This is a genomic window from Paenibacillus endophyticus, assembly GCF_014192395.1.
GTDB classification, from domain to species: domain Bacteria; phylum Bacillota; class Bacilli; order Paenibacillales; family Paenibacillaceae; genus Pristimantibacillus; species Pristimantibacillus endophyticus.
On sequence record NZ_JACHXW010000023.1, the window covers coordinates 52492 to 72564 of the forward strand.

At 47.8% G+C, this 20073-nt stretch carries 16 protein-coding genes and 1 pseudogene; 16 read left to right on the forward strand and 1 reads right to left on the reverse strand.

Annotation, left to right across the window (positions count from 1 at the left end):
- Positions 1-518 precede the first annotated feature (518 nt).
- The 6 genes and pseudogenes from FHS16_RS32510 to FHS16_RS26350 form a co-directional block, all read left to right on the forward strand.
- A pseudogene (locus FHS16_RS32510) lies at positions 519-1172 on the forward strand (HAD family hydrolase); the annotation flags it as partial.
- Positions 1173-1259: 87 nt separating this feature from the next.
- On the forward strand, positions 1260-1781 hold the full coding sequence (locus tag FHS16_RS32515; RefSeq protein ID WP_183569939.1) for an SMI1/KNR4 family protein: 522 nt from the start codon (positions 1260-1262) through the stop codon (positions 1779-1781).
- A 136-nt stretch (positions 1782-1917) separates the two neighbouring features.
- Positions 1918-2970, forward strand: a complete 1053-nt coding sequence (locus tag FHS16_RS26335) for an AraC family transcriptional regulator (RefSeq protein WP_183569824.1) — start codon at positions 1918-1920, stop codon at positions 2968-2970.
- Between the two features lie 153 nt (positions 2971-3123).
- Positions 3124-3918, forward strand: a complete 795-nt coding sequence (locus FHS16_RS26340) for an SDR family NAD(P)-dependent oxidoreductase (RefSeq protein ID WP_183569941.1) — start codon at positions 3124-3126, stop codon at positions 3916-3918.
- A gap of 42 nt (positions 3919-3960) precedes the next feature.
- Complete coding sequence (locus tag FHS16_RS26345; RefSeq protein WP_183569826.1) at positions 3961-4668, forward strand: DNA alkylation repair protein; 708 nt, start codon at positions 3961-3963, stop codon at positions 4666-4668.
- Between the two features lie 18 nt (positions 4669-4686).
- Complete coding sequence (locus FHS16_RS26350; protein WP_183569828.1) at positions 4687-5097, forward strand: GNAT family N-acetyltransferase; 411 nt, start codon at positions 4687-4689, stop codon at positions 5095-5097.
- An 87-nt stretch (positions 5098-5184) separates the two neighbouring features.
- Here FHS16_RS26350 and FHS16_RS26355 read toward each other — a convergent pair whose 3' ends face one another.
- Complete coding sequence (locus FHS16_RS26355) at positions 5185-5958, reverse strand: sugar phosphate isomerase/epimerase family protein (RefSeq protein ID WP_183569830.1); 774 nt, start codon at positions 5956-5958, stop codon at positions 5185-5187.
- A gap of 143 nt (positions 5959-6101) precedes the next feature.
- Here FHS16_RS26355 and FHS16_RS26360 point away from each other — a divergent pair, with 143 nt between their 5' ends.
- From FHS16_RS26360 to FHS16_RS26405, 10 genes are all read left to right on the forward strand, one after another.
- Entirely contained in the window at positions 6102-6911 is an 810-nt protein-coding gene (locus tag FHS16_RS26360; protein WP_183569832.1) for a helix-turn-helix domain-containing protein, read from the forward strand.
- A 144-nt stretch (positions 6912-7055) separates the two neighbouring features.
- Positions 7056-8696: a response regulator transcription factor gene (locus tag FHS16_RS32325; protein WP_183569834.1), complete on the forward strand. Its 1641-nt coding sequence runs from the start codon at positions 7056-7058 to the stop codon at positions 8694-8696.
- A gap of 107 nt (positions 8697-8803) precedes the next feature.
- Entirely contained in the window at positions 8804-10429 is a 1626-nt protein-coding gene (locus tag FHS16_RS32520) for a sensor histidine kinase (protein WP_183569836.1), read from the forward strand.
- Positions 10430-10594: 165 nt separating this feature from the next.
- Complete coding sequence (locus tag FHS16_RS26375; protein ID WP_246431978.1) at positions 10595-11569, forward strand: ABC transporter permease; 975 nt, start codon at positions 10595-10597, stop codon at positions 11567-11569.
- 22 nt (positions 11570-11591) lie between these two features.
- A complete protein-coding gene (locus FHS16_RS26380; protein ID WP_183569838.1) occupies positions 11592-12503 on the forward strand; it encodes a carbohydrate ABC transporter permease in 912 nt (303 codons plus the stop codon).
- A 78-nt stretch (positions 12504-12581) separates the two neighbouring features.
- Positions 12582-14183, forward strand: a complete 1602-nt coding sequence (locus FHS16_RS26385) for an ABC transporter substrate-binding protein (RefSeq protein ID WP_183569839.1) — start codon at positions 12582-12584, stop codon at positions 14181-14183.
- Positions 14184-14282: 99 nt separating this feature from the next.
- Entirely contained in the window at positions 14283-15641 is a 1359-nt protein-coding gene (locus FHS16_RS26390; RefSeq protein WP_183569841.1) for a hypothetical protein, read from the forward strand.
- Positions 15642-15644: 3 nt separating this feature from the next.
- Positions 15645-16793: a glycoside hydrolase family 88 protein gene (locus tag FHS16_RS26395; protein WP_183569843.1), complete on the forward strand. Its 1149-nt coding sequence runs from the start codon at positions 15645-15647 to the stop codon at positions 16791-16793.
- Between the two features lie 344 nt (positions 16794-17137).
- Positions 17138-18454 (forward strand): family 43 glycosylhydrolase, encoded by a 1317-nt coding sequence (locus FHS16_RS26400; protein WP_221226477.1) that lies wholly within the window; start codon positions 17138-17140, stop codon positions 18452-18454.
- Positions 18455-19072: 618 nt separating this feature from the next.
- On the forward strand, positions 19073-19864 hold the full coding sequence (locus tag FHS16_RS26405; RefSeq protein ID WP_183569847.1) for a hypothetical protein: 792 nt from the start codon (positions 19073-19075) through the stop codon (positions 19862-19864).
- The last annotated feature ends 209 nt before the right edge of the window (positions 19865-20073 follow it).

A 20073-nucleotide genomic window follows, 5' to 3' on the forward strand; every position in this document is an offset into this window, starting at 1 on the left:
TGCAGCCATGTTCTGTCTGATTGTACAAGAAGAGTGAGAGTAGAGCATCGCTGAGAGGTTTAGGTTGGGTTCATGACGAATAAATGGATTAACCACTGATGTATAAGCAATGTAGAAGAAAAAGCAGCGGCTAAGAGAGGCGAGTTGTATGTAAGATTATGTAAGTGTTCACTCAAAGGATTATTCGAAAAGGATACAATCTAGTGACTTAGAGCAATATTTAATTGATCATTTGGGATTTTCAATCGTTAGTGCTCTATGCTTTTGTATAGATATCAAGGGAGAGCCGGTTACATTAACAGGCATTCTTGCTGACTCATACGGGAATTATGCTTTTGACACGATCGATGGCGTTATAGAGGTAAACTTAATTGAAATAGATGTGCCCAGACATTTGGATGATAATTTAGAAAAAGCAATAGCCAACATCGCTATCGCGATTGCAACAAAGTTCGCATGGACGATGGATGAGGACCACGGGCTGAGCCAATAGGCGCAAATACGGTTTCATAAAAGCTATGAGTAGGTATGAATCAGGGGGGAGAACAGCTTTGGATAAAATTGATACCGTCATATTTGACCTAGACCAGACATTGTTCGATAAAAACCTGTCACTTCTAGGCTTTGCGAACTACCAGTATGAACAGTTTGGTTTAAATAGGTTTATTCCGGTTAAAAGAGAGTTTATAGAAAAGTTTACCGAATTAAACAACGTCGTTATGCCAAAAGAGGAAGTTTATGCGAAGCTGATAGGCATGTTCCATATCGATAAGAGCCTATACGCGGAGCTGTTAAATGATTTGAACACAAATTTTCATTTGCACAGTGTTGGTTTCCCTGGGTTGCACGAGATGCTCGGCACATTAAAACAGCAAGGTTATAAACTAGGTTTAATTACCAACGGCAGAGATTTCTATCAACGCAATAAGATTTCCGCATTAGGGATATCCGATTATTTCAGCGTAATTGTTACCTCAGGAGCCATTCATATTAAAAAGCCGGACCACGCCATATTCCAAATCGCCTTAAACGATTTAGATTCCTCATACGAGCGTACCGTATTTATAGGGGATAGTATCATGGCTGATATTATTCCCGCTAAAGAGCTCGGGATGTTTGCCATTCTTAAAAGCAAGGATGAATCGCATACAGAGCCTGACGCGATTTGTGATAACTTGATGGATCTGCCGAACGTGATCAATCGTATATGCGGTTTGCGGAATCGGAAAGAAACGTTCAAAGAAAGGGAGGCTAATGTCATGACCAACCAAGCCGATCGGCTATGGGAGCGTATAGTGGATAGAAGTTCGGATCTGGACGCGAATGGTAAAGAATCATTGCATCTGCAACCAGGCGCAAGGGATGAGGATTTCCAGCTTATCGAGCACACCTTAGGGATCACCCTTCCTGAATCGTTTAAAAGCTTCTATCGCATACATAACGGACAAGATGGCGGAGTGGGGATTCGTTCTTTTGTAAGAAATCTGACTCTTTCCCCGATTTCGGAAATTATAGACAACTGGAATTTCCTCCAAGAGGAATTCGATCCCGATGACTTGGAGATGAGCATTGATAGTGAAATCAAGCCGTTTCTGTGGAATGCCAAGTGGATTCCGATTGCCGGAAACGGTGGCGGAGATTACCTCTGCATGGATACGGACCCAGCAGAAGCGGGAGTCGTGGGGCAAGTACTGTACTTCTGGCATGATTGGGGAAACCGCTCCGTAGAGGGGAAAAGTTTATTTGAATTCATCGAGTCTTGTTTGCAAGAAGAACGATAATGATGGATGATTAACAAAGCGCATATATGAACGACCATATTAGAACCTTTCAAGGCGTCTTCATGCAGGATACCGAGCTACAACCAACAGGAATGAACATGCATGAATATGCAAGCTAATAAAGGAGTCTATATTTATGAAGTCTCATCCTTCCGAGCGCATTAAAATTCCGCTGGGATTCTGGGCAGGACTGCGAGAATTAGGCATCGACCCCGATGACGCAGCTCGCAAAGCAGGTCTGCCGCTCTCCATTGTGGCTGAACCTATCGTTAATACTGCCCAATATTTCGCGATCTGGCAGGCTTATTCCGATCTAATTGGCGACACGGCGAGAGGAATCACCTTGCTTGTGACCGCCTTTGAAACAGCGAAGTACCCGCCTACCGTCTTAGCGACTTACCACGCTCGTGACTACCGCGACGCTCTAAATCGAATGGCACGGTACAAACAGCTGTGCCCGCCTGAAAGCTTGCGTATCACCGAGGAAGGCGAGCGCTGCACAATCGACTTGGATTGGCTGCATAATGAGCAATCCGGCCCGCCAATGCTGGTTGGCATCACACTGGCATGCCTTCTGGAACTTGGGCGCCGGGGCACTGGTCAACCTTTGACGGCAAAGCTCGTCGAATTTTCGCACGCAATGGGTGATACACAGACACTTGAAGCGTACTTCGGCTGTCCCGTGAGGATGGGTACGCCATATAATCGGTTAACGCTGCATCGAAGCGATCTGGACCGCCCATTTGTCTCGTACAACGAAGAGTTGCTAGAGGTTCTGACTCCTGTTCTGGATCAATCATTGGATGAACAGCAGAGCAGCCGCTCCTTTTCCGAGTCGGTCAAGTGGATCATGAAGCGCACTCTCACAGGAGGGCGTCCCGACATTCAGACTATCGCGAAGGAACTCGGCATGAGCGATCGTACCTTGCAGCGCCGGCTTGCGGATGAAAACACGAGCTTCAAGCATGTGTTGACACAAGCCAGACATGAACAGGCATTGGACTATTTGGCAGACTCCTCACTCGATATTAAAGAGGTAGCTTTCTTGATTGGATATGAGGACCAGAACTCCTTCTACCGCGCCTTCCGTCAATGGGAAGGGGACACGCCATCGAATTGGCGTTCGGAACGTCTAGGGGCAGACGTGGTTTCCGAAGGGCAGCTAGAGCTGCCGACGGTTCTTGCATAGAAATCCCAAGCCAGCTATTGCTGCAGCGATTAAGTCGTTGCCCCGTTTATCATTTGGCGTGTTAAACAAGAACTTTGGCGCAATAGGCTAGTTACTGATCGAATCGTACAAGGTAACATAATCCCTATCCGACGTACAAAGGAGAAATAAATGATGGATATGGGATTAAATAATAAAACGGCTTTAGTTACAGGATCGACAAAAGGGATAGGCAAAGCAATCGCCATAGAACTCGCCAAAGAAGGCGTTCATGTACTCATTAACGGACGGAATAACGAAGAGGTAGAACAAACGGTAAATGAATTAAAGTCACGATTCCCAGGTACCTCTCCACAGAATGCTGCAGCCGATATTGTGGATATTGCGCAAAGAGAGGCTTTATTTGAAAAATTTCCACGTATTGATATTTTGGTCAACAACACGGGCATTTATGAAATAATGAGATACGAGGACGTTGACGATGAAGTTTGGGAAAAATACTTCCGGACGAACGTTCTTGCTGCAAATGGGCTATCGAAATTTTATTTGCCCAACATGTTAAAAAATGATTATGGCCGCATAATCTTTATTGCGAGCGAGGAAGCCATGATGCCTTCGGGTCAAATGCCCCAGTATGCGATGACCAAATCCATGTTGTTATCTTTGTCCAAAAGCTTGTCCAAATTAACGATAGGAACGGAAGTTACCGTGAATACGATCCTGCCTGGTCCAACACTTTCGGAAAATGTGCAGCACATTATTGAGGGCATATATCCTAATGAGGGTATGGATTTTTCAGAAAAAGAAAAACATTTCATGACTGCGAACCTGCCTCAATCTGAAATACAGCGATTTATCAGGCCTATTGAAATCGGTAGACTAGCGGCCTTTGTATGCAGTCCTTATGCATCCGCGTTCAAAGGCTCTCCGATCCGTATGGATGGGGGTATGGTACCGACTATTTTATGATAAAATGGATGATATCCTTCACCAATAAGGAAGTGTTAAACGATGAATGTAGAAACGGTCATGCAGGAGCTTGAAGGCCTCAGCAAGGAACGAACCAAAAAAATATACGTATCCAATGGCGCACATGAGCCGCTTTTTGGCGTGGCTACTGGCGAAATGAAGCCCATCGCTAAAAAAATTAAAAAGGATCAGCCTCTGGCGGATCAGCTGTATGCCACAGGGAATTACGACGCGATGTACTTTGCCGGCGTAATTGCAGATCCAAAAGCAATGACAGAAGCCGATTTTGAGCGTTGGATAGACGCGGCTTATTTTTACATGATTTCCGATTTTATAGTGGCCGTAACCTTATCTGAAACCGATATTGCACAAGAGGTTGCCGATAAATGGATCGCAAGCGGCGAAGAGCTGAAAATGTCAGCGGGCTGGAGTTGTTATTGCTGGCTACTCGGCAGTCGGCCGGACCGCGAATTCTCCGAAAGCAAGCTTGCCAGCATGCTTGAAACTGTACAGAAAACGATAAGCGACGCTCCTGAACGAGCAAAATACGCGATGAATAATTTTCTTTATACCGTAGGGGTATCCTATGTGCCTCTCCATGATCAGGCATTCGAGACGGCGAAGGCAGTAGGTCCGGTAGAAGTGGACAAGGACAAAACAAAAAGCAAGTTGATATGCGCTTCCGATAATATTCAAAAGGCAGTAGATAAAGGGCGAATCGGATTCAAACGGAAGCATGTAAGGTGTTGAAATGAGGAGCATCAATCCATGAAGGTATCAGCTGCAACGGAAAATGATTTGGAATGGATCAAAAGCCGAGACCATCATCTCGCGGAGAATTTAATCGCATCTAAAATAAGGGAGAGGGAAATCCTCTTATTGCGCGTTGAAAGCGAAGCCATAGCGGGATGGATGCGCTTCGGTTACTTTTGGGATAATACTCCGTTTATGAATATGATCTGGATCGAAGAGCAGTACCGTGGTACAGGCCTCGGCAAGCATATCGTCGAGTTTTGGGAAAATGAAATGAAGCAACAAGGCTTTTCGATGGTCATGACTTCGACTCAAGCTGACGAAGGCGCGCAGCACTTTTATCGAAAACTAGGTTACAAAGACGCGGGCAGCCTATTGCTCGATAGCCAGCCATTAGAAATTATTTTCACAAAAAAGCTGCGTTAACTTAAAAAACGCCGAAAGAGCTGCCGCTATAGACGGGCAGCTCTTTCGCGCTGTATCAGCGATTCATCGCAGGCTCTACTCTGTATGCTAAGCTCCATTCACCGCCATCCGCTTCATAAACGCCAAGCTATCCGCCAGCTCCGTATCTCCCTCCTTCAACGTACATTCGGCTGAAATCATGCCGGTATAGTTCATCTCCCGCAGCAGCTGGGAAAATCGTTCGTAGGGATAGGAGCCCGTTCCCGGAGCCAACCTTCCCGTATCCGCAACATGAATGTGGGCAATCCATTCCTTGTGAGCAAGCAGCGTATCAAGCGGTTCATCCTCTTCATCCATATGGTAGAAATCGGCGAGTACACGTATATTCGCATGATTCAGCTGCCTAACAAGCTGTACGGCTTCCTCGACACGGTTAATTAGGTTCGATTCCTTTCGGTTCAGCGGTTCAAGTGCGAGTACGGCACCGTTGCCTGTCCATTCCTCCGAAATCCACTGAAGCAGCTCGAGCAGCTGCTCCTCCGCCTGCTGCTTCGACCAGCCTTCGGGAATCATCCGCTGCCGGCCGCTCCCAAGCACGACAATCTGGGCTCCGATTGCGCTTATCGTCTCACCGGCTTTGCTCACATATCGGCGGAGTCGTTCCCGGTCAACTTCGGGTCCAACCGCAAGCATGCTTTGCGGAAGAAACAGGTTCATGGCTCCCACCTGAAGCGGGGAGTCCAGAAACAGCGGCAGCCGCTTTGCCAAAGCGAGCTCATCCTCAAGGGGAAGCGAGGTTAAAGGGCATTCGATATAATCGAAGCCTTTGCTTGCCAGAAGAGCGGCTTGCTCAATGCCCATGCACCAGCCTATTCGGTTCATTTCTCAGCACTCCTATACGGGATATTTAAACATTGATTTCATTGTACAAAGGGGAGTAATCACATAAAATGGTTACAAGTACGGTTTGATGGCTGTGAGTATTTCAGGATAAGGAATGATGGCCGGTGCTGGATAGAAACAGGATGAACGCCTTAATCGAGGACGTCGAGCTGAGATTCAACAACAGCGGATATGCTGCACATGAGATCGGCTGGTCGGAGAAGAAGAAGCATCCGGACTACGACTTGTGGTATGTGACAAGCGGCGAGATCACGATTGAATGCCATGGAGGCAGAGCTATCGCCCGAGAAGGCGATATTGTGTTTTTTAATCCAGGCATGCCTTATTCCGCGGACTGCCATGCTGCGGCTTGTACCCATATGTTTATCCATTTCGATTTCCCCATAGGCAGGCGAATCAACTTTCTGGACGAGTTCGGGCTGATGGGATTAATTCCGCAGCGTTATTTTCATGAGGAAGGACCGCAGTTTCGAGCGAGCTTTGACGCTTACAAAAACAAGGAGCCGATGTCAGCGCTTGTGCTGAAGGGCTATTTCCTTGTCCTTCTTGCCAAGCTTCTTGCTGCGGCTGCGCGTAACCCCTTAGACAAGATGCCCTCTGCCCCTCAAAGAGGGAACTATGACAAGCTGAAGCCAGTGCTTCAATATATCGACGACCATATCGAAAAACAAATTTCAGCCGAACATTTAGCCGATATGATCAACATGTCCCCTAAATACTTTTATGCTTTTTTCAAAGCGAATATAGGGCTGACACCACAGCATTACATTACCAAAATGAAAATGAACCGCGCTCGGGAGCTGCTCATGGGCCGCAAGCTGACGGTCAAGCAGATCGCTTATCAGCTTGGCTTCTCCGATCCCTACACGTTTTCCAAAATATTTAAACGCTTTCATCAGCTGCCTCCTTCCCGATTCACCGATTATACGTAAAGTCCCTCATATACATCACAATTCGAGCAGGAAAGATCATGGCTAAGCCGGGGCAGCGTCATTAGACTGTTAGTAAAGATTAGAAACTGGATGCATACCTTTCCGTCAGGCTTGCTATTCTGCTCAAATTGGAGGCTCACATTCATGAACAAAATATTGGTTGTAGACGACGAGCCGCGTGTGAGCATGGGCATTAAAAATTTTTTGCTCAGCTCGGATTTGAATATTACCTATGTAGAGACGGCACTGAACGGCTTCGAAGCGATCGATTATTTGAGAATGGATACATTCGACTTGGTGCTTACCGATATCCAGATGGGCAGAATGAGCGGTATCGAGCTGATGGAGACGATTTATATGGAGCAGCCGAATCTGCCGATCATTGTTATTTCTGCGCATGAGAAATTCGATTTTGCTAAAAAGTCGATGCGTCTCGGAGCGCGCGATTACCTCGTTAAGCCGGTGGAGCAGGAGGACCTGCTGCGCGTCGTGCGCAAGGTATTGAATGAGAAGGAAGAGATAGGGAAGAAGTCGCTGGAACTATCGAAGTGGAAGCGGGAAAAGGAAAAAACGGAAGCGCTAAGCCGCAATGAGCTGCTGATGGAGCTCGTAACGGAGCGCAACCTGACGAAGCGAGACTATAAAGAGCTGATCGCCGAGCTTGGCGAGCAGATTAAAGGACATTATCTGGGGGTTGTATCCATTCGGCTGGGCTTGAATCACGGCGGCTTCAGCAACCGGGAAATTACGCTTCAGGACCGCAAGCTGCTTAAATACGCGTCCATTAATATAATGGAGGAAAGCCTGTCCGAATGGCATGGCCTAACCTTCAACGGGTTCGGCAATGAATTGATCGGCATCATTCAACTAAACGAGCAAGAGATGTCTGGCCAGCGCTTTCATGTCAAATCGCAGATGCATTTGATTGGACAGATGATCCATATGAACTTAAAGCAATATTTGAATGTGGAGACAACGATAGGGATGAGCACGCTTCATTCGGACATTTTCATGCTGCCGAAGCTTATGGAAGAAGCCAATACGGCGGCCGAGTGGAAAACCCTCCACCCAAGCAACCATGTATTTTATTATGAGGACGTTCTAGCGCAGGAAAACCTCAGTGTCGTGGAATGGATGGCAAAGGTTGACGAGTACGTGCAGGGACTGAAATCGGGCCTCGACAAACCGCTGCCAGTCGATACGGAAACGATGATTAAGCCGCTGAGGGAGCTTGGCCAATCGGCCGAGCTGTTTAACAGCTATTTCGGCATGCTGGTCTACCGCTTATATGGCTTGATGTTGGAATACGGGACGACGAATGGCATCTCGCTGCAGCGGTTCGACCCGGACGTTTATTTCAGGCAAATGGTTGGAGAGGCCAGAATTGAACGTCTGCGAGAATATATTCAGGAGACCGCCAAGCTGGTCCGGCTGCTCGTCAAGGAACGGGATCAATCCATACTCGCGAGAATAACGGGTTATATTCGTCTGAACTTCCGGAATCCCGCGCTCAAAATTCAGGATATTGCGAATGAGGTCCATTTCAGCACGGCGTATTTGAGCTATCTGTTTAAGCAGGAAATGAAAAAGAACCTTTGGGATTACGTAACCGAGCTGCGTATTGAAGAGGCTAAGCATTTGCTTGCTACAACGGACAAAAAACGATACGAGGTCGCTTATGAGGTGGGCTACGAGTCTCCAGAGCATTTCGGCCGCATGTTCAAGCGTTATGCGGGCGTCAGTCCCGCTGAATATAGAAAAGAAGGCCAGGGGGGATTAGGCTGAAGCTCAAATATAAGGTTACGCTTGCGTTTGCCTTGTTTATCGTGGGCCCATGCCTAGTCGTCGCCTGGTTTTCCGCTTATAAAGCCTCTGATTCGATGCGGGATGAGGTGGGCAGGACGACGCTGCAGCTGGTGAAACAGAACCATGTTACCATCGAGAAGACGCTGTCGGCGGTTAACGACCGAACGGTGACGCTGCTCGACAACTATTTTTTTAGCGACTCGAAGCAGTACGGCTTCTGGACGAACATCGAAACGTTGGGACAAATTAGGGAAGCGGACGCTATTCTGGAGCGATGGTCGTCGGACGGGACCGAATATACGCTGTATATGATGAACACGGCAGGGAAAAGCACGCCTTTCGATCTCTCTTACAAGACCAAAGGGTTCAAATACTTTAATAAAGAAATCGCGGAGCAGCCTGAATGGGCGGAGCGCTCGCTGCGGGAAGGCGGCGGCGGAACGCTGCATTTATTGCAAGCGGAAGGCGGAGCGGCTACGGTCAGCTTTATGCGGAGCATCTTGAATCCGGAGAAGTATGACGAATCGATTGGCTTTCTCGTTGTATCGAAGCTGGAGGTGCTGCTGAATCGGGATATCGTTTCTGTGCAGCTGCCGGACCGTGCGGGCATTTATTTGTTCAACGATCAGGATGAGCTGCTTATGAAGGCGGGACCGCAGAATCTGCAACTGGCTTCCATGCCTAAAGAGGCGCAAAGCCAGGTGGACGGCTATTATTTTGCCAGCGAGGGGGGCAAGAAATGGCTTTATGCGTATTCCAAGCGATCTGCGTTCAATACGCGCCTCATTTATAAAATACCGTTCGAATCCATTACCGGAAACCAAACGGTATTCCAGTGGATGATTATGGGCATATCGGCTATTTACTTGGCATTCGTCCTCGTATTTGTCCTCTATTTGCTGCGGATTATCGTGAAGCCGCTAGTACGGCTAGTGTCCATTACGAAAATTTACGAGCCGGGGAAAAAGCTGGATATGGATGGGAAGCTGCTGCGGTCGGACGAATTCGGCATTTTGTATGGCGCGTTTCTCAAAATGACCACCCGATTGGACAACTCGATTGATGAAAACTATGTCATGAAGATTAAGCAGAAGGAGAATGAGCTGGCAACGCTCCATTCTCAGATAACCCCGCATCTGCTGTACAATACGCTCGACTCGATTTACTGGTATGCGCTGGACAGCGGGAATACCGGCGTCGGGGACATGGTCAAGGACTTGTCGAAGCTGCTCCGAATCGGGCTTAGCAAAGGGAAATCAATCATTACGATCGCCGAGGAAATGGAGCATGTTCAGGCGTACAGCCGGCTTCAAATGAAGCGCTACCCGGATACATTCGAGGTCTATTGGGATATTGACGATTCTTTGAAGGCATACATGACGCCTAAGGTTATCTTGCAGCCATTGGTGGAGAATGCAATCTTCCATAGCGTCAGCAGCATGGACGGGGAAGGCGAAATTTGGATAAGGGTTCACCGCGCGGACAATGAAATTCGCATGACGGTCGAGGATAACGGCTTCCTGCCGGTTGATATGGACCGCTTGGAGCAGATTGTAAACGGCATTGCGACCGATAAGGGCTATGGCATCCGTAATGTCAACCAACGGATCCAGCTGCATTTCGGCGAAGCGTACAGCTTGCGGTACGAGCGGCGGGAAGGCGGAGGCATCAGGGCTATCATCAACCTTCCGCTTCAGGAACAAAGCGTGTAGCTAAGGAGCTCCGGCACATTGCCGGGGCTCTTTCTACTTGGATCGATGCGCGCTCTTTGCTCCGGATCAGCAAGCTAAGTTTACATCACATTCTAATAGGAATACATCATCGTCATTAGGGGGCGGCCATTCTATACTAAAGTCAACAGAAGGGAGGTTGACATATTGAGAGCGAAATCAGAAGTCCAGAGCGCGGGCTTGAAGAGCCATTCGAAGACGGGTATGGCCTTGTTTTTCCACTTGCTATGGAAGTACCGATATTTAACGATGATGATGCTGCCTACTCTCATCGTGCTTATTCTGAATAACTATCTGCCTATGTTCGGGGTGTTCATTGCATTCAAAAATATCAATTACATCGATGGCATATGGAAAAGCCCATGGGTAGGCTTCGATAATTTCACATTCTTGTTCTCGTCCGGATCATTATGGCGCATTGCGAGAAACACCGTGCTGTACAGCCTGGTATTCATGGTGATCAACCTAGGTTTGTCGGTAGCCATTGCCGTTGCCATTAACGAGCTTCGAGGCAAGCTGCTGGCGAAGGGCTATCAAACCTTCCTCATCATGCCTTACTTCCTATCGATGGTCGTCATTAGCTATTTGGCCTATGCATTCTTGAATCCGGATAAGGGCTTCTTAAATACCTCCATTCTTGAATGGTTCGGCAAAGACCCCGTATTCTGGTATTCGGAGCAAGCCTTCTGGCCGTATATTCTGACCTTGGTTAATGCTTGGAAGGGCGTTGGCATCGGAGCCGTTATCTACATTGCAGCCATTGCCGGAATCGATCCGGAATATTATGAAGCGGCGGTCATAGACGGAGCCTCGAAATGGCGTCAAATCTTTCATATTACGCTGCCGTCCATTCAGCCTATTATCATTATTATGACGATCTTGTCTATGGGGCATGTTTTCAACTCGGACTTCGGCTTGTTCTTCCAAGTGCCGATGGATTCGGGGGCGCTGTACCCGGTTACCGATACCGTCGACACGTATGTGTATCGTGTATTAATGGAGCTTAACGACATTGGGATGTCATCGGCTGCGGCGTTGGTGCAATCCGTTCTAGGATTCATTATGGTCATATTGACTAACTCAGCGGTACGCAAAATCAATAAAGATCAGGCCCTTTTCTAAGGCAGAAGCAGAGGTGATAACGATGAGCTCGCAAACAAGCCGCAGGGAAAATAAAATTTCGCCGCTGACCAATATCGTATTGAACATCGGCTTCATTCTCTTATCCTTGGCGTGCGTACTACCCGTCATACTGGTCATTATCGTATCCGTTACCCACAATGATTCCTTGCTGAATAGAGGCTACAGCTTCTTGCCGGAGAAATTATCATGGATCGCATACGAAAGCTTGTTTAAGGATTACTCCACGATTTTTGGCGCATATGGCGTCAGCATTGGCGTTACGGTGGTGGGGACGATTCTTAGCGTCATATTCATGGCTCTTTACGCTTATCCGATCTCCAGAGCGGACTATCCGTTTCGCGGGATATTCACCTTCTTTCTTTTCTTCACGATGCTGTTCAACGGGGGCATAGTAAGCAAATACATCGTATTCACGCAAACGATCGGACTGCTGGATTCCTATGCCGCCTTAATATTGCCGCTGCTCATTATTCCGTTCAACGTCATCATTATGCGGACTTTCTTCCAGACGACAATCCATCCTGCGTTGATCGAGTCGGCCAGAATTGACGGCGGCGGAGAACTTCTAATTTTTATACGCATCGTTCTTCCGCTCTCTCTTCCGGTTATGGCTACGATGGCTCTGCTCAGCACGATCGTGTATTGGAATGATTGGTTTAATGCTCTCTTGTTTATCCGGACGGAAGAGAAATACCCGCTGCAATATTTGATGATGCGCGTACTCAACGATGTCCAGTTTATGCGTTCCAACGTCCAGCTGGCAGCGCAAAATCCGCAGCTCATGAAGGATTTGCCCAATGAGTCGCTGCAGATGGCAATGGCTGTCGTCGGCATGGGCCCGATCCTGCTCGTTTATCCGTTCTTTCAGAAGTATTTCGTTAAAGGCTTGACAGTAGGCGCCGTTAAAGGCTAAAGCACTCGGTAGTAACGGCCTGAGGTTATCACGCCAAGGGCCAACTATTATAAATTAGTTCTGGGAGGGTTAAATGAAATGAAACAGAAAAAGACATTCATCATGCTGCTTGCCTTGGCAATGGTACTATCCGTGTTTTTGCAAGCGTGTTCAAGCGGAGGGAACAGTGAAAAACCGACCAACGCGGCTGCCGAAACAAACGGGGAGAAGTCGCCAGAGCCGGATAAAGCGACGAATGCGCCGGCAGAAGAGCCAAAGCTTGAGCCCTACGAGGTATCCATTGTGTACTTCGGAACGCCGCAAGAGGATGATGCTTTGATCGAGGAGAAGCTGAATGAATTTTTCAAAGAGAAAATCAATGCAACGGTATCTCTTCAGCCTATCGCTTCAAGCGATTTTAAAAACCGTACGGAGCTTATGATGAATACGGGCGAGAAGATGGACCTCGTGTTCTCAGCTTCATGGCTCAATTTCTTCGGCAACGCCTCCAAAGGCGCTTATCTAGAGCTTGATGAGCTGCTGGAGAAGCATGGCCAAGGCATCAAGGAACGGATTAATCCACTCTACTTGGAAGCGCCGCGCCTGAAAGGCAAGCTGTATGCGGTTCCAACGAATAAGGAGATTACGCAAGGAAAGGCATTTACGTACCGGAAGGATATCGTCGACAAATATAGCATTCCAATCGACTCTATCAATAGGGTAGAAGATTTAGAGCCTTGGTATGAAAAAATAAAAAAAGAAGAGCCGGAAATGATTAACCAGTATGTAGCTGGCGGGTCTGGCAATTTCGGCGGCGGCTTCATGATGTATGAAACGAATTCGAACCTTCGTCCAATCGGACCTACTCCGGCTAAGACACCGATGTTCTTGATCGATTACAAAGCACTGGATATGAAGGTGAAGTCCGTGCTTGACCCTGAAGTTGTAGAGCTTAACAAAAACGAAATCGAGATGTTCCGTTCCTTTTATGAAAAAGGCTATATCAACTCGGATGCGGGTACGAGCACAACGGATATTGGCGAATTGAGAAAGCAAGGAAAGATTTGGATGCAATCGGCGACTTGGAAGCCAGGCGCGGATATCGAAGCGCAGATCGCTGACAACAACCAGTACGAATATGTATCCCATGTCGTGGAGGAGCCGATCGTAACGACGGACCTGGCAGCGGGCTCCATGTTCGCGATCTCCAGAACGTCCAAGGATCCGGATCGTGCAATGATGGTATTGAACTATTTGCATACTGATCCTTACGTGGTCAACTTGTTCGTTAACGGCATCGAAGGCAAGCATTATAAAAAAGTCGGCGATAACCGCATCGAACCCATTGCGGATTCGGGTTATGGCAAGACGGCTCTATTCTGGGTAGTCGGCAACCAAATGATTAACTATTTGAAGCCAGGCCAGCCGGACGACCTTTATATCAATTGGGAGAAGTTCAACAATGAAGCGACTCGCTTCCCGCTTATGGGCTTCGTATTCGATGACGCGAAAGTGAAAAACGAGATTACGCAAATTACGGCTGTCGTAACGGAATACAAATCGATCTTCACGGGAGCGGTGAAAGATCCAACCAAGCTGCTGGAGGAGAGAAATAAAAAGCTGAAAACGGCCGGACTTGAGAAGGTTCAAGCCGAGCTGCAATCGCAAATCGACGTTTGGTGGGACGAGAACAAGAAATAGAACACATGCAATGAGATGGCCAAAGAGTCTCCGGTTGGGGGCTCTTTGCTATCCCCGCTTTACCAAAAATGATAAGCATACGATTAGGGGGACGCTTCCTTGAGACCGGAGAAGTTAATTTATACGTTTGTCAGCTACGCATCGCATTATGATACCCCATGGGGGCAAGGAACAGCTGTAGAGGGCGTTGACCGAACGGCTGAGCTTGCCCACAAATACGGGATACCCGTAACGTGGATTGTGAACGGGGGCTCGGTTCCCGTGCTGAAGGGCCGTATTCAGGAGTGGCATGACCAATACGGCGATGATGTCATTCTTCAATGCCCATTCTTCATCGAGGATACCGGAATGTCCAAGGAGAAGCTGAAGAGCAAGCTTGCAAGCGACTGGCGCATCGTGGAGGAAGCCTTCCCATGGGCAAAAACGAAGGTTGCTGCTCGCGGGAAAATTTACAACGAATTAATTGAAGTGCTGGAGGAGCTTGATTTCAAAGGGATGTGGGGCTACTGCTGGGAGCAGGTTTGGTGGGACGGCATTACGCACAAGGGCATTCCTTGGGGCTCCTGGTACGTGGACAGCAGCAGATATAAGGTTCCGCATTCCGGCAAAGGAAAAATTGTCGCATGCGAATGGACGGCGCGCGATTTGAATTTAACCTATCATTCGGGAAGCCCGTGCGTATACTCGACAGATCCGAATGACGTGCTTCGCGCGGGGCTTTGCACAGGCGAGGATATTACCTATTGGAAAAACCTGTTTGACGACTATTTGGACAATACGGATCATAACGAACGAGTATATTTCCTGCAGCAGCAGGAAGCGCATGAGATGGAGTTCACCGAGCGCTTTGCCGTATTCCCTGCCTCCCATGTGGAAGCATGCGAAGGCATGCTGGATCTCTTCTTCGCTTATATTACGCAATTCCCTATTACGCTGACGACATTGCCTAAAGCGATAGAGCTCTACCATGAGCAAAACGAAATTACGGCGCCGGTATCCATGCTGACCCGGGATACGTTAATTCGTCCTGAGGTTAATGAATATACAATCACGCTTGGCGGGACGGGAGCGGGGCCTTGGCCAACGACCTTTCTCTATTACGACCATGAATGCCAATTGGCGTTTGTACAAGGTGAATGCAGACCCCATCGGCTGCGGAATTACATCGGAAAAGGAAATATGAATGAAGAATTTAATGAGCCGATTCCCCAGGTATTCGTGAATGAATATGAGAAAACAACGGATCTCATCCATATGGCCTTCGATATTGGCTATTGGAATCCGATGCCATTCGGATTGGCCTACTGGGATGACTTGTGCGGCTATGAGCTTCAATCATGCTCGGATGGGGTTCAGGTGCAGCTAATTAAAGAAAGATTGGCCTTTCTTAGGTTTCAATTGCCGGGCAAGCCTGTAAGAATCGAGCTGACGCTCGCGAAGCGGACAGAGGGAGTGTAAGGCATGCAGACAAATGCGATGACGAATGACGGCGGTTATGGGCAAGCTGTCCAGTTTGCGCTGGAACGTATTCATCATAATCTTTCAACGTTTACTGGGCTTTTTCCAGCCCCGGCCAGCGAGAGCTTAGTGTATGCCGGCATCGTGAACGAAGACTGGACCGCAAGCTTCTGGACGGGTCAGCTATGGCTGGCCTATGAGCTGACGGGGGATGAAGAATATCGCGCCGTGGCGGAGCGTCAGTTGCCGAGCTATAAGAAACGGGTCGAAGAGCGTATTGCGGTTGATACGCATGATCTTGGCTTTCTCTACAGCTTATCCGCTGTTGCGGAATACCGGATTACCGGCAATCAGGAGGCAAGGGCGGCGGCGCTGAAGGCTGCCGATCTGCTGGCGGAGCGCTATTTTGCGAAAGCAGGCATTATTCAAGCTTGGGGCGATCTGAATGATCCGGAGCAATGCGGCAGAATGATTATTGATTGCCTAATGAACCTGCCGCTGCTGTACTGGGCTTCGGAAGAGACGGGGAACGGCCAATATGCGGCAATGGCACGCTCCCATGTGAAGCAGTCTGCGGCATATCTTGTGCGGCCGGATTTCACGACTTACCATACCTATTACATGGACGTGCAGACGGGGGAGCCGAAATACGGCAATACCCATCAGGGCTATGCCGATGATTCCTGCTGGGCGAGAGGGCAGGCATGGGGCATTTATGGTTTTATGCTGAGCTATGCCTATTCAAGGGATGAGACGCTGCTTGGGCTGTCGAAGTCGCTTGCCGATTACTTTCTAACCAGGCTGCCAGAGGATGGCATTGTATATTGGGATCTGGTCTTTACCGAAGGAATAGAGCAGGAAAAGGACAGCTCGGCTGCGGCCATCGCCGTATGCGGGCTGCTGGAGCTGGTGAAGTATTTGCCAAAGGCTGATCCGGATAGGCTCCGATATGAACAGGCGGCTTTAACCATGCTGAGCTCGCTTTCTGAAAACTACACGACACAAGACGATTCGGCATCCAATGGGATATTGAAGCATGCCGTTTACAACAAGCCAAGAGGAATGGGAGTGGATGAATGCACCATCTGGGGTGATTATTTTTACGTAGAAGCGCTGGCTAGAGTAATGACGGAGTGGCGGTTATATTGGTAACCGCGTCTCGCGGCGTAGAGCTGTGGCAATTAATGACTATTTTGCAGATTTGATATTGGCCGATTTAATTAAAGAGGGATTAACTTGTGATCAGATGCTAGTAAGATTTCGTGAAAAACAAAGCGAGCTGCATACTGCTGTTAAAAACTATCAACTCAATCTATTTTCCCTTAATGAATAAGCAGTCAGGAAGCCTGCTCCGTTATGGATAAAACGGGGCAGGTTTTTTGTATTTATAAACTCCCTATATTGTTTACGATTGCCTCATGGCAGCAAGGATGCGGTGCGGGTTATGCTGAAGAAAGCTTCATTTCATGCACATGATATATGGGAGGATAACCATTATGAATAGGAAAGACAAGCAAGCCGGCAAGCTATCTTCGCGCAACCCGATTATCAACACGATATATACGGCAGATCCGTCTGCGCATGTGTGGGAGGATGGCAAGGTTTACATCTACGCCTCCCATGATATGGACCCGGCAAGAGGCTGCGATCTCATGGACAGGTATCATGTATTCTCATCGGCTGACATGGTGAATTGGCAGGATGAGGGGGAAATTTTGCGCTCAGAGGACGTATCTTGGGGCCGGCCGGAGGGCGGGTTTATGTGGGCGCCGGACTGCGCGTACAAGAATGGAACCTATTATTTCTATTATCCGCATCCAAGCGGCTCGGCATGGAATGATACATGGAAAATTGGCGTTGCAACGAGCAAGAAACCGGCAAGCGGTTTTGTTGATCAAGGCTATGTTCCTGGACTCGGCGGATTCGCTCTGATTGATCCTTGTGTACTGGTAGACGAGGATAATCGTGCGTATATGTATTATGGCGGCGGCAGCAGATGCGAGGGCGGCGAGCTGAACGACGATATGCTGTCAATTAAGGGCAACATGCTGGAAATGGAAGGGCTGGAGGATTTTCACGAAGCGGCTTGGGTGTTCAAGCGGGAGGGTCTGTACTACCTCACTTACGCGGATAACCTAGAAGGTAACAACCGGATGAGATACGCGACTAGCGATAAGCCGCTTGGTCCTTGGACGTACCGAGGTATTTTCCTTGAGCCAACCGGCTGCTCGACTACCCATGGCTCCGTAGCCGAGTTTAATGGCCAATGGTATTTGTTCTACCATAATCAAGAGATTTCGGGCGAAGGAAACTTAAGAAGCGTGTGCATTGATTATTTATATTTTAACGAGGATGGTACGATTCAGACCGTTGTTCAGACTAAGGAGGGCGTATTGCCAGCAGGCGATGAGCCAAGCCAAACGTTGGATTTTCAAATCTATGAGGCAGCAGCTTGCAGCATGGGCGGAGGTGCGAGCCTTGAAGTGGATGAACAAGAAAATCGTTTCGTCAGCGGCTTGCAGAGTGCAGGCTCATATTGCGAGTTTGAACATATTGCCGGAGAAGAGGGTGGCCGAGCAGCGCTTCTTATCCAATATGCAACGGAGGATCGCTTAGCGAAGCTGCATTTGACGGTAAACGGAAGCGATTATTCCTTGCTTAATGCGCTCTCGACCAGCAGCTTGTCCGAGTTCTGCGGCGAAGCGAGGATCACAGTTCCATTGGAACCGGGGGATCGCAATACGATCAGGCTGTCAGGCGGGAATGGTGAGGTAAGGGTGGCCCGTATGTTGGTTGGATTGCTGGACAGTTGACCGGCTAGTAAAAAAGCAAAGTAAATGAAGCAGAAAAGCAAAGTAAATGAAGCAGAAAAAGGAAGGTAAATGAAGCATAAAAAGGAAAGTAATAGACGCAAGTCGTGAACATAATTGCCGCAAAATAAAGCTGATATTCGTAAAATAGGCCTTCCAAAAAGGGGAGCCTAGAGCTGGGCGTTTCCATGACAGGTACAGAAGGACCTTTAACGCCACTATGTAAGTGGAGCTGAAGGTTCTTTTGCCATTCTATGCTATGTGGCAGGCGGGGGGTTGAATATTCAAATATGGCTTTAAGAAAGCAGCCTTTTTGTTTGTGGACGTGACGATGTCTATGTACACTATTCGGTAGTTGAGTGCACACCGAGCTGGAGCCGAAAATGGACGGATTGCAACCAATGGCGTAAAGCTGCGTTAGTATGTGAAAGAAGAATGAAAATGAAAAACATTAAATTAATGGGAAAGGTACAAACATTCATTTCTTTAGGCCTAAAGCATTCGGAAGCGACTTTTTTATCTAGGAGGAGACCGCTCATAAACAATTATGTGAAGTTAATACGCTTTAAAATGCAAAGCTCGCAATATCAATATGAGCAGGCCTGTCAGGCGCTACAAAGCTTGAACGGTAATACGGTTCATGTGGCTATCAGTGAATTTTGTGCCATGATGGAAACGATAAGCAGCAGCATATACCTGGCACAATCTTGTGCGTATAAACAAAGCGCTGTAGAGTTCAACGCTTTTATAGCGACGCTTGATCACTTGATTATGGATGAGCTGAAATACGTGGATCAATTCGTTCGTGCGAACCGAGTAAACGATTTATTCACGATTCTGGATGACTTCAACATTGAAATTAAACCGATCATAATGAAAAACAAAATGGAATATTATGAGGCTAGAAGCTTATCTCCTTATATGGAGAAGGTGAAGCTGCTCTCCGAAGCCATCGTTAAGCAATTCCTGAGCATTTATGAGGAAAGCTCGGCGTTCTATGATCAGTCGTGGAGAACCGTTGATATGCATAGATCCTCCTTCTGCTGCAAATCATGCGGGGCGTTGATAACAACGATCTTAAGCCATATCGGGAATTTAAGCAGCATCTCTTTAATAGAAAATGAAAGCTACCTCCCTCGTTTAACATACGTGTATGGCTATGAAGTAATAAGAGCGGAACTTTTTCCGGGGTGCGGGGCAGATGAGCTTATTGAGGATGAGATTATCATTCCCGTCGAAGGCTTGTATATGAATATCAAGAAGCAACTTGCACATGATTCGACTGAGTTTACTATCTACTGTATAAATGGCCATCAGATAGGAAGAGAAGTAGCGGATGGTCATGCCCCTCATATGGTTCGTTTGCCAAAGGATCGAATCCATAGGAAGGAAATAGTGGATCACACGATGTAACGAAAACCTTGAATCGCCATATCGTTCAGCCAGTAGGCTGGGCTTTTTTATTGAATCAGGCGCCACTGCAGCTCTCCTGCGCACGAAAGCTGAATAGCGCTCATAAAGATTCAGATTTGATTCAAAATTGTCCATATTGCTATTAAGTGCGGTATTATCTTACTCATTCGTTTATTCGTGAATACTTTTGTTACTCAAGCATAATAAAG